Genomic DNA, 13156 nt, shown 5'->3' on the forward strand with positions numbered 1-13156 from the left:
CTTCGCGTTCGGCGTGGTCAGGCTGCGGGGCCGATGTCCCAAGGGATGTGCCGGCGGACGTCAGTGAGGTTCATGGACTCGGCCAGGAAAAGGTCGTCCAGCATGTACTCGTCAACGCCCAGGATCTTGAGCCAATGACCTTTTCCTGCCGAATCGCCGTCGAGCGACCGGCTCGCGACGCAAACGCCCGTCTGGATATCGATGAGGATGAGCGTGCGGCCCGGATGCGCCAAAGGCTGGTCCGGGTCCAAGGGGCGGTATGTCCGGCCGCGGGTGACAATGGCCTCCAAAGCCGGGCGGCCCTCATGGTCCACCTCGCGCGGCTCCGGAAAGGAGACCGGGTTGGACTCGGGAAACTCCAAGGGCACGGGGGCATTGCCCGCCAACTCCACGGGGTCCAGCGCCGCCGCCAGCCTGCCGTTGCCGAACGACGGTTCACCGTAGGCCGCTTCCGGCCGCCGCTGCACCAGGCCGGCGCCGTCATAGACAGGGGTCACCAGATGCGGAGGCAGGAGCCATGAACGGCGTGTGGAGCTGACGTAGAACTCATCCTTGGAGTCGTTGATGCCGGTGGTGCTGTAGAGCAGCTTGCCGTCGGGGCTCTCCAGCCTCAGTGCCCCCGGACGCCTCAACCAGGCACGGACCATGGCAGCGCCCGTTCCCGGCAGTTCGAGGTATTCGAAACGCAGGCTTGTCCATCTCCACGGTGAAGAGCGGCACAGGTTCCGGAACCCCATATCCACAGTGTACCCAGTGGTGCAATCCGGTCCCGGGCCCAATCCGCGGTAGCATCCGATGGTGATTCGACGACTTGCCGAGCTCTGGACCGCCAGCCCTTTTGGATTCTGGCTGGTGCTGCTGGCATGCCTGTTCTTCCTGGTCATGGCAGCGCGGCTGACCGTGATCGATATCCGAAGCCACCTTTTGCCCAACCGCATCGTCTTTCCCTCCTACGGAGTGGCAGGGGTTCTGCTTCCGGGCGCTGCGGTAGTCGCCGCCATAGGGGGTGCGGACAGGGACCTCGGCGCACCCCTCTTCGGCGTGCCGGGCCTCAATGTCCTTGCCGGAGGTGCGGCTCTGTGGCTGTTCTACTTCCTGCTGCGCACCGTCTACCCGCCGGGCATGGGGTTCGGGGACGTCAAGCTGGCAGGGGTGCTCGGCCTGTACCTGGGGTACCTGGGATGGGGGCACGTCTTCGCGGGCACGTTCGCGGCGTTCCTCCTGGGCGGACTGTGGGGATTGGTAGTCCTGGTGGCGCGCCGGGCCAATCTTGGCTCCGCTATTCCGTTCGGTCCGTTCATGCTGGCCGGCGCGGCCGCCGCCATGGTGGTTTTGCCGGCTTGATCCCACACAGAACGACGACGGCCGGCCACCTCCCGTGCGGGAAGGCAACCGGCCGTCGTCGTACACATGCCTCGCCGGAGGCGGCGGGGACTATGCCTTGTGCGCCGGGGCGGTCATGGTGGTGACATCCAGGGCCTTGTCCAGGTCCTCCTCGGAGACCTTGCCTTCGCCCTCACCCACGAAGCCAAGCTGTTCCGTGGCCTGGCGGACGGTCAAGCCGTCCTTGACGGCGAGCTTGGCGATCTTCGCGGCGTTCTCGTAACCGATGTACTTGTTCAGCGGGGTCACGATCGAGGGGGAGGCCTCGGCCAGGAAGCGTGCGCGTTCGACGTTGGCGGTGATGCCGTCGATCATCTTGTCGGCCATGACGCGGCTGGTGTTGGCCAGCAAGCGGATGGACTCAAGCAGGTTGGCGGCCATGACGGGGATGCCGACGTTGAGCTCGAAAGCGCCGTTGGTGCCGGACCATGCAATGGCGGTGTCGTTGCCGATGACCTGGGCGCACACCATGATGGACGCCTCGCAGATCACCGGGTTGACCTTGCCCGGCATGATCGAGGAGCCCGGCTGCAGGTCCGGAATCGCGATTTCGCCGAGGCCGGTGTTGGGGCCGGATCCCATCCAGCGGAGGTCATTGTTGATCTTCATGAAGGAGATCGCAATGTTGCGCAGCTGGCTGGAGCCCTCGATGAGGCCGTCGCGGTTGGCCTGGGCTTCGAAGTGGTCGCGGGCCTCGGTGAGGGGCAGGCCCGTGTCGGCTGCGAGGAGTTCAATGACGCGTTCCGGGAAGCCTGCCGGAGTGTTGATGCCGGTGCCCACGGCCGTGCCGCCCAGGGGAACCTCGGCAACGCGGGGGAGTGCGGCGTTGATGCGCTCAATGCCGTAGCGGACCTGGGCTGCGTAGCCGCCGAACTCCTGGCCGAGCGTGACCGGGGTGGCGTCCATGAGGTGCGTACGGCCGGACTTGACGACGTCCTGGAATTCAGCGGCTTTGCGCTCAAGCGATGCTGCCAGGTACTCCAACGCCGGGATCAGGTCGTTCATCAGGGCGGAGGTGGCGGCAACGTGCACGGAGGTCGGGAAGACGTCGTTGGAGGACTGGGAAGCGTTGACGTGGTCGTTGGGGTGGACCACCTTGTCGCTGCCGGCAGCGGAGAGAGCACGAGAAGCGAGTTCGGCGATGACCTCGTTGGTGTTCATGTTGGACGACGTGCCCGAACCGGTCTGGAAAACATCAATCGGGAAGTCGCCGTCGTACTTGCCGGTGGCAACCTCATCGGCTGCAGCCGCGATAGCCTCGGCGAGCTCGCCATCGAGCACCCCCAGTTCGGCGTTCGCGAGTGCAGCAGCCTTCTTGACGCGGGCAAGGGCCTCAATGTGCGCACGTTCCAGGGTCTTGCCGGAAATCGGGAAGTTCTCCACGGCGCGCTGCGTCTGGGCGCGGTACAGGGCGTTCACGGGGACGCGAACTTCGCCCATGGTGTCATGTTCAATACGGAACTCAGTGGTGGAAGTCATGGGGCTAGCTTAGGGCGACTTCAGGCTCCATCGAAAACCAGGAGGTCAGTGCTACGTGCCCCGGCTGGAAGGCCGGGGCACGAGCCCTTAAACGTCGCCGATCGCGGAAACAAGGGCCGCCTGGCCCTCGCCGAGCTTGTAGGAAAGGCCGATGACGGCTACGCGGCCTTCTTCAATGGCGTCGGAAATCACACGGGAGCTGTCCGCAAGCCGCTGCGCGGTCTGCTTGACGTGCTCCACCACCATGTCGTTGACCTCTTCCTGGCCATTGCGCTTGGCCGTGAGCACCGACGGGGTAATGCGTTCGACGAGGTCCCTGATGAAGCCCGGGGGCATTTCACCGGTTTCCACGGCGCCCTTGGTGGCGGTGACTGCCCCGCAGCTGTCGTGGCCCAGGATGGCGATCAGCGGAACTTTGAGTTCGCTGATGCTGTACTCCAGCGAGCCCAGAACCGCGTCATCGATCACCTGGCCTGCTGTCCGCACCACGAAGGCGTCGCCCAGTCCGAGGTCGAAGATGATCTCTGCCGCGAGGCGCGAATCCGCGCAGCCAAAGATGACCGCGAAAGGATTCTGGCCCTCAAGAAGCGACGAACGACGGGCCGCATCCTGGTTGGGGTGGCGGGATTCGCCGGAAACAAAGCGTTCATTACCCTCGCGCAGCCGGCGCCAGGCAAGGGCTGGAGTCAAATAAGTAGGCACCTTATTACTTTACGGCGCGCGACCCTTAGGTCACGAAGTGTTGCGTCCGGCGTCAGGGAGCCGGAGTCGTGGCCGGCGCACCGGCCTCAGGAGCCTCGTCTGCGGACTTCACGACGGCGGCAGCCAGGGCCGCGAATTCCTCAAGGTTCGCTGTGCCGCTGAGGATGATGGTGGTGCCTTTGTACTCGAGGGTCATGCTGCGCTTTTCCTTGCCGGAATCGCGAAGCTCCCAGTCCTGTCCGCCGGCGTTCCGGGTACCCGTCACGGGCAGGTTGCCGGTCTGCTGGAGGACCCAGGTGGGGTTCGCTTCCCGCGTCTGGGTCAGGCCGATGAATGCTTCCTTCGGCGTCAGGTAGCCGACTTCCCACGTGGGGACGCCTGTACCCGTGCCGCTTTCCCAACGGGCGTAGTTGGGCCGGAATGTGTCACCAGTATCCGGAGTTACGGGTGTGAATCCGGCCACATCCGCAGCGTTCCGGGCGATCGCAGGGACGTCGACGGCGGGCCGGAAGTTCTCGCCCTTGGGGGCCGGATTCATCAAGACCACAGGAAGGAATGCGAGGACGCAGAGGACCAGGGCAATAACCATGCCGATGACCGAAGCATTGGCGCGTTTTGCCGCCTTCGCCGCAATGACGGGTTTGTACGGGGCTTCCGAGGCGTCCGGGGCGTTGGTCGAATGGGGCTCCGGGGCGGTCTGGCCATTGCCGGCGACGGGCTTGTCCTGCGTTTCACTCACCCTTCCATAGTCCCTTATCGCCGCACCTAACACACAACCGGGAACCTCACCGCGGGTATTGCGGGCGGTGGTCATCCAGAGGCTCCAAGCCGCTCCGGCGACTATGATCGTTGGTAGGGACCCCGGGTTAGCCCCAGTGCAACCGTGTCCGGCCCCGTGAATCGTCACTCGAAGAAGAGGTTCAAGTGTCTCCTGCACCAATGACCCAGCAGTATTCCACGATTTCGCCGTCGCTCGCCGTCGGCACCGACGAACCCGACCGCAACCTCGCGCTGGAACTCGTCCGTGTCACCGAGGCCGCGGCTATTGCCGGTGGCCACTGGGTTGGTTTCGGCGACAAGAACAAGGCAGACGGCGCCGCCGTGGATGCCATGCGTTCGTTCCTTCACACCGTCCACTTCAACGGCGTCGTGGTGATTGGTGAAGGCGAAAAAGACGAAGCCCCCATGCTGTTCAACGGTGAGCAGGTTGGCGACGGCACCGGCCCCGAATGCGACGTCGCCGTCGACCCCATCGACGGAACCCGCCTGACCGCCCTTGGCATCAACAACGCCCTTGCAGTCCTGGCGGTTGCCGAGCGCGGATCAATGTTCGACCCCTCGGCCGTCTTCTACATGGAGAAGCTCGTCACGGGCCCCGAAGCCGCCGACATGGTGGACCTCCGCCTCCCGGTCAAGCAGAACCTGCACCTCATTGCCAAGGCAAAGGGCGTCAAGGTCAACCAGCTCAACGTCATGATCCTTGACCGCGACCGCCACCGCCCGCTCGTGGAGGAAATCCGCGAAGCAGGTGCGCGCACCAAGTTCATCATGGACGGCGACGTAGCCGGCGCCATTGCCGCCGCCCGTACCGGCACCGGCGTCGACGCCCTCATGGGCATCGGCGGCACCCCCGAAGGCATCGTTGCAGCCTGCGCCATCAAGTCCTTGGGCGGCGTGATCCAGGGCCGTCTCTGGCCCACCTCCGATGACGAGAAGCAGAAGGCCATCGACGCCGGCCACGACCTCGACCGCGTGCTGTCCACCAACGACCTCGTCACCTCGGACAACTGCTACTTCGCAGCAACGGGCATCACCGACGGCGACCTCCTGCGCGGCGTCCGCTACACCAAGGACCGCGTGGTCACCCAGTCGATCGTCATGCGCTCCAAGTCCGGAACCGTGCGCTTCGTGGACGCAGAGCACCTGGCGTCCAAGTGGGAGACGTACGCGCGCAAGGCTTAGTACCCCCGGCTCATCGCGCCCTGGGCGCGAAAGGCGCCCCACCGCTCTGCGGCTATCTCCTCGTTCCTCGTCGATTTGATGCCGCTGACGCGATGGGGCGCCTTTCGCTATCCCGGTGCGTTTGGTGCCGCGGTTAACCCTTGGCGCGTCTTGGGGTGATTAGGGGCGGGGGAGTTTGTTGCGGAGGGTTTTTGCTGTGTCGCGGAGTTTCCGGGCCAGTTGGTAGGCGCCGTAGCGGGCTTTGTTGACCGGGAGGTCCCAGGTGCCGGGGTAGGACACCCCGCGTCCGCCGAAGGACTTCTTGAAGGCCGTGAAGCCCGCCCACTTGTGGTCCGGTTCGCCTTCCGGGGCCACGCCCCACAGGTCCACGTGCTTGAGGCCCTTCTCCTTGGCATCGGCCATGAGGTTGACCAGCAAGGGGATGCCCGCGCTGAGCTTCCGGTGGGCGTCGTCCAGGGCTGCATGGGCATAGACGCGGGTATCGGCGGAGTCGTAGGCGAAGGCCGCCGCGATCGGCTCGCCCTCAAGCTCGGCGATGAACAACGTGCCCGCGCCGGAGGGAAGCAGCGACTGCGCAACGGTGGTCAGGTATCCGTCACTCTGCGGCTTGAATCCGTTCCGGGCCGCGGTGAGGTGCAGGAAGTGCAGCAGGACGGAAATGTCGGCGGGGTCCTGCGACGTCCGGAACGTCACACCCTTCTTGTGGATGTTGCGGTAGAGGTTGCGGTTGGTCGGCTTCATCCCGGCCAGCACATCCTTGAAGTCCCCTTCAAGGTCAACCACCCAGCTCAGCTCCGGCTGCTGGTTGACCGGCGCCGGCCGCAGCCCGCGGGCTCGCAGGAGGGGTCCGGCGTCGGACGCTGTGAATCCTGCCGCGACGGGCTCCATGCGCACGAAGACAGCATGGACCTCCTTGGCCAGGGCCACCAGAGCCGCCGTGGCGGCGTCGAACGCTTCCACGGAATCCGCCACGGGTCCGTAGGGGGAGTAGAGAACCTTGCCGGCGGGGTTTTTTTCCTCGATCGCGAGGAAGCTCCAGCCTGGTCCCGATTTCTCATGGACCCGGCGGCCGAGGGCACGCTGGACATCGGCCCACGCGGGCGTCTGCAGGAAATGGTCCATGCTTATTTCCCCAGTCCGGTGGTCACGGCGAAGGCCACGCTGGTCCCCGTGGCACCCTGGACAGGGTGTACGTTGACCGGGTTCTCAATCTCCGGGATGAACGCGGCGCCACCGCGCTGCACGCGGAGATCGCTCCTGGGGGAGTCGAGGACCACTGCTCCGGCAACAACCACGACGACGGCCGGACCGGTTTGTGCCAACGGCACCGGGGCTGCGTCCGGACCCAGTTCGATCCGTTGGAGCTGGAATTCCTTGAAAGGCGGACGGTACAGTTCCTGCCCGAATTCCGTGCCCTCGGCCAACACCCTGGGCACGCCCAAAGACTCGAAGCGGACGGTCTTGAGCAGTTCGGCCACATCCACATGCTTTGGCGTGAGCCCGCCGCGGAGCACGTTGTCCGAGGACGCCATGACCTCAATGCCCAAGCCCCGGATGTAGGCGTGGATGTTCCCGGCAGGGAGGTAGATTGCCTGCCCCGGCTCCAAGGACACAAGGTTCAGCAGCAGCGAAATGAGGACGCCGGGATCGCCGGGGAAGGCGTCGTTGATGTCCAGCAGGGTGGTCAGCGCTTCCTGGTGCGGTTCCCGCGGCGCACCTGCGCGGAGCACGGATTCCACGGCGACCACGGCTCCGGAAACCGTGCGTCCACCTTCAATCAGCCGGGTAAAAGCGGCCCGGAGCGCTGCGGACTCGTCAGGCTGGCCAAGATCGGCGATGACGCCCGTAATGGTGTCCGGGACATCCATGGCTGCCGAATCCAGGATCGTCGCAAGGTGTACGAAGATGCTCTTCGCGGCTGCGGCGGACCGGAAACCGCACAGGGCCCGGAACGGCGTCAGTGCGAAGATCATCTCCGGCTTGTGGTTGTCATCGCGGTAGTTCCGCTCGGCGGCATCGGCGGGCAACCCCGTAGCATTCTCCCGCGCGAAACCCTCGCGCGCCTGTTCCAGGCTCGGGTGTACCTGCAGGGACAGCGGCTGCTCAGCTGCGAGGACCTTGGTCAGGAAGGGCAGCCGGGGGCCGAACTCCGCCAGGCTCTCTGCGCCCAGATGGTGCAGCGGGTTCGAGGCGATCAATTCATCCAGGGACTGCGTCACGCCGTTGGGGTGGATGGCGGTGGACGGCGAATCCGGATGGGCCCCGATCCAAAGCTCCGCTTCCGGACCGCCCGAAGCGGGCCGCCCCAGCAAGTCCGCGATCGCCGTCGTCGAACCCCACACGTAGGGCCGCAAAACATTCTCAATCTGATACACGGAAAGAAGTCCTTATGTTGCTCGGAATGGGATGAAAAGGGGCGGTTAGAGCGGGGCGCACTGGCCATTGGTGGCCACGAGGTTACGGATACCCTGTTCGTCGCCCTGCGCTTTGAGGCCGTTGAGCAGTTCCTCGGTGATCGGGGTGCCGTCAGGGGTGGTAGTGACCGGAGTGAAGTCCGGCGACGACGGCGAGGGCTGCTGGCCGGCAGGCTTGAGTGCCACTGGCTGGACGGCTGCCTGCTGTTGGAGGGAGAGCTGCGGTTGAACCGGACCGGAGGCGGCTATTGGGCCCGCTCCCTGCACGGTGTTGGACACCATGGAGTCGTTGGCCTTGGGTCCGTTGGAAGGCGTCAGCAGTTGCTGGACCCTTGAATGGATCAGGTCGAAATCGGGCACCGTGGAGAAGGAGGCGTCGAAGTCCGGCGGGCCGATGGTGAGGCGCTTGACCGGCTGGTTCTTCGATTTCAAAGCGAGGTCGACGAAGCTGCCCAGCTGGGAGGACGAGATGTTCGAATCCACCACCTTGGTTCCTGCGTTGGCGATGTCCTCGAACTTCGTCAGCAGGGTTGCCGGATCCAACTGCTTCAGCATGGCCTGCTGCACGCACAGCTGGCGGGCGATGCGGGCGTAGTCGTCCACGAACTCGCGGGACCGTCCGTACCACAGGGCGTGGAAGCCATCCAGGTGCTGGTCGCCGGCCGGGATCCAACCGTCAGGCATGCCGTGGATTCCGTTGGCTTCGTCGGTGACGGGACCGCTGATGGGAACCCAGCCGCCGGCCTTGATGCGGATGCCGCCCATGGCATCGATCAATTTTGCGAAACCATCCATGTCCACCAGGACATAGGCCTGGACCGTTATGCCAAGTGTTCCGGACACAGCCTCAAGGGTGGCTTGGGCCCCGGGGTCTGCCACACCGGGGTACAGGTCCTGGTAGTTGTTGGTGACTTCCGTGTTGACGGCGTTGATGAGGCACTCGTCGCCGCAGTTGTACCCGTCGGGGTAGATCTTGCGCATCGGCGAATTTTCGCTGAACTGCGCGTTCTGGAGGTTTCGGGGCACCGAGATGATGGCGCTTTCGCCGGTCCTGGCGTCCACGCTGATGACGGAGAGGCTGTCCGGACGGCGGCCGGTGCGGTCATCTCCGGCGTCGCCGCCCATCATGAGGAAGTTGTAGCGTCCGTCCACCGGGTCAATGGCGGGCCCGGCATTGAAGATGCTGCTGATCGCGTTCCTGCTGACATTCAGGACGTAGGCGAGGTAGCCGAGTGAACCGCTCCCCAGGACAGTGGCAGCGACCAGCATGACGGCGATGATGGGCCGCATGCCCGGGGCCAGCAAAACCGGACGGATGATCCGGAGGGTGTTGAGGAACAGGAAGGCCCAGCCAAGGGCCAAGGCAATGAGCACCACGATGATCACAAGGGAGCCGACGGGGTGCGTCACTATGCCCAGCAGGAGGCTGCGGTTCAGGGCGGCGATCAGTAAAGCCAGGATCGCTACCGCCCAGACTGCGAGGGTTACGCGCAGGGCAAGGCGGCCGAGTTTCCGGTCGCCGGCTACGATCTGGGCGCTGCCGGGGACGAACAAGGTGAGGAGGACCAGCACGAACGCGCGTTTGGTCCGCACCGGGGCGCTGGCCCCGGACGGATATCTGACGGGATCAGTCAGGGCTCCGCCTGGCTGACGGGTGTTCTGGTTCATGGTGGTCATCCGCGGCCTTCCTAGCGGGTGCTCCCCTCGGAAGTGTTTGCGGAAGCGAAGACCTCGCTGACTTTCTGCCGCAGGTTTTCGCCCTTCCTGGTGGCGGTATCGTTCAGCTCCCGGGCGAAGGTGAGGAGGTCGTCGCGGAGGCGGACAGCGAGGTCGTCAGTTCCTGATGCCAGCATCCGGACGGCCAGCAAGCCTGCGTTCCGGGCACCGGCGATCGAGACGGTGGCCACCGGAACGCCGGCAGGCATCTGGACGATGGACAACAACGAGTCCATGCCATCCAGGGTCTTCAAGGGAACGGGAACACCAATCACGGGAAGGGGCGTGACGGAGGCCAGCATGCCCGGCAGGTGTGCCGCTCCGCCGGCGCCGGCGATGATGACGCGAAGTCCGCGCTCATGGGCGGTCTGGCCGTACCGGATCATCTCCGTGGGCATCCGGTGGGCGGAAACGACGTCTGCCTCGAACGGAATGCCGAACTCCGCCAAAGCATCGGCCGCGGCCTCCATGACCGGCCAGTCCGAATCCGAACCCATCACGAGGCCTACCAAGGGAGCGACGGTGGGGTTTGTCATGCGTTCTCCTCAGAGGATTCCGACGGGACGCGGCCGTCCCGGATGGTGTTTGCGACTGCCGTTGCGCGGGAACGGACGGAATCCACGTCGGAGGCGGTTGTGCCCAACAGGTTGACGTGGCCGATCTTGCGGCCGGGGCGCACGGACTTGCCGTAGCAGTGCACCTTGGCAGCCGGTTCAAAGGCCAGGGCCAGGGGGAAGGCAGCAAAAAGATCCTGGTTTTCCCCGCCCAGGAAGTTCTTCATGACGGCCACGGGTGCCAGGGCGTCCGTGGCACCCAGCGGAAGGTCCAGGACCGCTCGCAAGTGCTGTTCGAATTGGCTCGTGATGGAACCGTCCTGGGTCCAGTGGCCGGTGTTGTGCGGGCGCATGGCGAGCTCGTTGATGAGGAAGCCGGCGCCGACGCCCGGGGTTTCAAAGAGTTCAGCCGCCATGACGCCCGTGACGCCAAGCTCGGTGGCGATGCGCAGGGCAGCATCCTCGGCTGCGGCAGCTACTTCCACTGAGATGTTCTGGGCGGGGGCAATGACTTCATCGCACACTCCGTCCACTTGGATGGTGTGCACCACAGGCCACGCACGGGCCTCGCCGCTGGGTGTCCGCGCAACCAGGGCGGAGAGCTCGCGGCTGAAGTCCACTTTGGCTTCGGCAAGGAGGGGACTCATGGCCTGGAACCAGCTGGCGGTGTCTGCGGCATCTTCGGGGGAGTCGACGATGCGCACGCCCTTACCGTCGTAACCGCCGCGGGGTGTCTTCAGGACCACCGGCCAGCCGATCTTGTCTCCGAACGCCACCAGCTCCTCCACCGTGTTCACGGCAGCCCACTCGGGGTTGGGAAGTCCGAGGCGGTCGATCGCGGCACGCATCACCAGTTTGTCCTGGGCGTTCACCAGTGACTCCGGCCCGGGTTGGACGTTCACACCGGCGTCAAGCAGGGCGTGCAAGTGGTCCGTGGGCACGTGTTCGTGATCAAAGGTCAGGACATCCACGCCCTTGGCAAACTCAAGGAGGGTGTCCAGGTCCTTGTAATCGCCAACAGGCGCTGTGGCCACGGCGGCTACCGCTGAAACGTCCTCACCTTCGGCCAGTACGCGGAGTTCAAAGCCCAGTGCAGTAGCGGGCGGGGCCATCATGCGTGCGAGTTGGCCTCCGCCAACAACGCCAATAACAGGAAAAGTCACAAGGTTCAGCCTACCGAACCAGCGGCTCGATCACGGATTCCCCAGCGTAGTCAACTGTGCGCAGGAGCGTAGCCGCCTGTGTTCAGGAGCCTAGCCACCTGTGTTTCAACGGCCGCGGAGGACCCGGGAAGTACCGTCAAACAGCGTCTGCACAGGCTGCTCCAAGGCAACGCGAAAAAATCGGCGCTAAAATGGATGAGGCCCACCGGCCCTAATTTTCAACGGCCATGGAGGGTCATGATCACCACACTTGCAGATCGCATCCGCGGACTTGCCTCGCTCTTCTGGCGCGAAGTAGCCAAGTTCGGCGCCGTTGGAGGTGTAGCTTTCGTCATTGACTCTGCCGTTTTCATTTGGCTCTTTTCGGGTCCCATGCACGGCAGCGAGGTCTGGGCCAAGGCGATCGCGACGATCGTTGCGAGTATTTTTTCCTGGATTGCCAACAGGTTCTGGACCTTCCGTCACCGGAAGCAAGCGAACGTTGTCCGTGAGGCCATTCTCTTTGCCGTGATGAACTTCGTCGGGCTCCTCATCGCGTCGGGCTGCGTGTGGGTTGCCAAGTACATCCTCAACCTCAATGACAAACCATCACTGTTCATTGCCGGCAGCGTAGTGGGCTTGATCCTCGGGACGATCTTCCGGTTCTTCGCCTACCGTTTCTGGGTCTTCAACGAAGAACTCGATGCAGAGCCCGAGTTCTCGCACGACCACGAGATCCTCGAGGTCCACCACAAGGCCCAGAGCGGAACCGCCGATGCCGGCCACGCCGGACCTCCCACGGGCGAGTTTCCCCGTATAAAGAACGGTTGACGGGCCTACGAACGGCTAACGCGCTCGTTCTCGAGCAGATGTTCGGTCACATCCACATCCTCGTGCACCAACACCACTGAACCGTCCCCCTGCCAGGCGCCAAGAGCTGCCGACAGTCCGGACTCCAGTCCCTCGGAGGCCCGCACCAGCAGGCGGACGCCGGGCTCGGCGGCTTCCGCAAACTGTTCCATAAGATCCGCGTGGGCATAGCCGGCGTTGCCACGTACGGCTGCGAGTTCCGGGGTGGGCTCGTTGTGCACCATGAACACGTCACCGTGGGAACGCACTTCGGCAGCGTAGTCAACGACGCCGGGGGGCAGCTCGCCCGGCCAGCTCATGGCCAGCGCCGCGAGGGGTACCGCCACGACAGCGTCGTATGCCGCGCCCGTGTGGTCAGAGGGATCATTGGTCACCAGCAGATCTGCGGCTGAGCCGTCCAGAACAACTTCCATGCCGAGCTGCCAAGCGGCCAGCGCCCACACAAAGGACTTCCAGTGCGCAGGGAGGTCGATCCTGATGGCCGTGCCCGGTTCGGCGTCGAGTTCGTCCTGCAGCAGGTTGCTGGTTTTGGCCACCCAGTTGTCCAGGACCCGGCCGGACAATTCCACCCGTTCGGAGTCGGGGCCGTACCACGTGAGCCTCGGCGAGGTGGAGTGGCCGGATCGCAGGGCGGACATCAAGTTGGCTGCCGGGATACTCATGGGTCCATCTTGGCACGCGTTGCACTGGCAGCGGGATGCCCTGTGTGAAATGCCGCACACCGGGATTAGTCCATTCGCTGGCGGGGTCGGCAGCCGTGGCGGGAATCCGCGGAAAGCCGGGGTACGCGGGCGGCAAGCAGGACGACGCTTTCGTTTTGGTTCCGCCACGCCCGGGGACCAGTACCAAAACGTTGGGCGTGGCGCAGCCCACGTTTCTACAGATTCTTGATTATTATCCCGGTGCGGCTTGACTGGCAGCTAGTTACACACGT

Annotated in this window: 13 protein-coding genes; 3 read left to right on the plus strand and 10 right to left on the minus strand. The window is 64.6% G+C overall.

Annotated features, from left to right (window positions below; all coding sequences use genetic code 11):
- Nucleotides 1-17: 17 nt before the first annotated feature.
- A complete protein-coding gene (locus RI444_RS05915) occupies nt 18-737 on the minus strand; it encodes a hypothetical protein (RefSeq protein ID WP_069694731.1) in 720 nt (239 codons plus the stop codon).
- A gap of 61 nt (nt 738-798) precedes the next feature.
- On the opposite strand from RI444_RS05915, the gene RI444_RS05920 reads away from it, so the two are divergent.
- Nucleotides 799-1344 (plus strand): prepilin peptidase, encoded by a 546-nt coding sequence (locus RI444_RS05920; RefSeq protein ID WP_062099069.1) that lies wholly within the window; start codon nt 799-801, stop codon nt 1342-1344.
- A 90-nt stretch (nt 1345-1434) separates the two neighbouring features.
- Here RI444_RS05920 and RI444_RS05925 read toward each other — a convergent pair whose 3' ends face one another.
- The 3 genes from RI444_RS05925 to RI444_RS05935 all read right to left on the minus strand — a co-directional run bounded on the left by RI444_RS05925 (nt 1435) and on the right by RI444_RS05935 (nt 4303).
- Entirely contained in the window at nt 1435-2862 is a 1428-nt protein-coding gene (locus tag RI444_RS05925; protein WP_062095713.1) for a class II fumarate hydratase, read from the minus strand.
- A gap of 87 nt (nt 2863-2949) precedes the next feature.
- Nucleotides 2950-3564, minus strand: a complete 615-nt coding sequence (locus tag RI444_RS05930) for a carbonic anhydrase (protein ID WP_031216233.1) — start codon at nt 3562-3564, stop codon at nt 2950-2952.
- A gap of 52 nt (nt 3565-3616) precedes the next feature.
- Nucleotides 3617-4303, minus strand: a complete 687-nt coding sequence (locus RI444_RS05935; RefSeq protein WP_228145583.1) for a DUF4245 domain-containing protein — start codon at nt 4301-4303, stop codon at nt 3617-3619.
- A 200-nt stretch (nt 4304-4503) separates the two neighbouring features.
- On the opposite strand from RI444_RS05935, the gene glpX reads away from it, so the two are divergent.
- The gene (glpX, locus tag RI444_RS05940; RefSeq protein ID WP_021471493.1) at nt 4504-5526 is read left to right on the plus strand and encodes a class II fructose-bisphosphatase; all 1023 of its coding nucleotides are present in this window, start codon (nt 4504-4506) and stop codon (nt 5524-5526) included.
- 159 nt (nt 5527-5685) lie between these two features.
- On the opposite strand, the gene RI444_RS05945 is transcribed toward glpX, so the two are convergent.
- The 5 genes from RI444_RS05945 to RI444_RS05965 are packed head-to-tail and all read right to left on the minus strand — an operon-like array spanning nt 5686 to nt 11373.
- The gene (locus RI444_RS05945) at nt 5686-6648 is read right to left on the minus strand and encodes a lipid II:glycine glycyltransferase FemX (RefSeq protein ID WP_069694732.1); all 963 of its coding nucleotides are present in this window, start codon (nt 6646-6648) and stop codon (nt 5686-5688) included.
- Between the two features lie 2 nt (nt 6649-6650).
- Nucleotides 6651-7901: a mannose-6-phosphate isomerase, class I gene (gene manA / locus RI444_RS05950; RefSeq protein WP_207604972.1), complete on the minus strand. Its 1251-nt coding sequence runs from the start codon at nt 7899-7901 to the stop codon at nt 6651-6653.
- A 45-nt stretch (nt 7902-7946) separates the two neighbouring features.
- On the minus strand, nt 7947-9617 hold the full coding sequence (locus tag RI444_RS05955; protein WP_410510799.1) for an LCP family protein: 1671 nt from the start codon (nt 9615-9617) through the stop codon (nt 7947-7949).
- 11 nt (nt 9618-9628) lie between these two features.
- Nucleotides 9629-10192 (minus strand): 5-(carboxyamino)imidazole ribonucleotide mutase, encoded by a 564-nt coding sequence (purE, locus tag RI444_RS05960; protein ID WP_021471489.1) that lies wholly within the window; start codon nt 10190-10192, stop codon nt 9629-9631.
- A complete protein-coding gene (locus tag RI444_RS05965) occupies nt 10189-11373 on the minus strand; it encodes a 5-(carboxyamino)imidazole ribonucleotide synthase (protein WP_079941360.1) in 1185 nt (394 codons plus the stop codon). The genes purE and RI444_RS05965 overlap by 4 nt, the downstream gene beginning before the upstream one ends.
- Nucleotides 11374-11610: 237 nt before the next feature.
- Here RI444_RS05965 and RI444_RS05970 point away from each other — a divergent pair, with 237 nt between their 5' ends.
- On the plus strand, nt 11611-12183 hold the full coding sequence (locus RI444_RS05970) for a GtrA family protein (protein WP_062095725.1): 573 nt from the start codon (nt 11611-11613) through the stop codon (nt 12181-12183).
- A gap of 5 nt (nt 12184-12188) precedes the next feature.
- Here the strand turns inward: RI444_RS05970 and RI444_RS05975 are convergent, their stop codons facing one another.
- Nucleotides 12189-12884: a TIGR03089 family protein gene (locus tag RI444_RS05975; RefSeq protein WP_062095727.1), complete on the minus strand. Its 696-nt coding sequence runs from the start codon at nt 12882-12884 to the stop codon at nt 12189-12191.
- Nucleotides 12885-13156 lie beyond the last annotated feature (272 nt).

It is taken from the genome of Paenarthrobacter sp. AT5, from assembly GCF_032764245.1.
GTDB classification, from domain to species: Bacteria; Actinomycetota; Actinomycetes; order Actinomycetales; family Micrococcaceae; genus Arthrobacter; species Arthrobacter ureafaciens.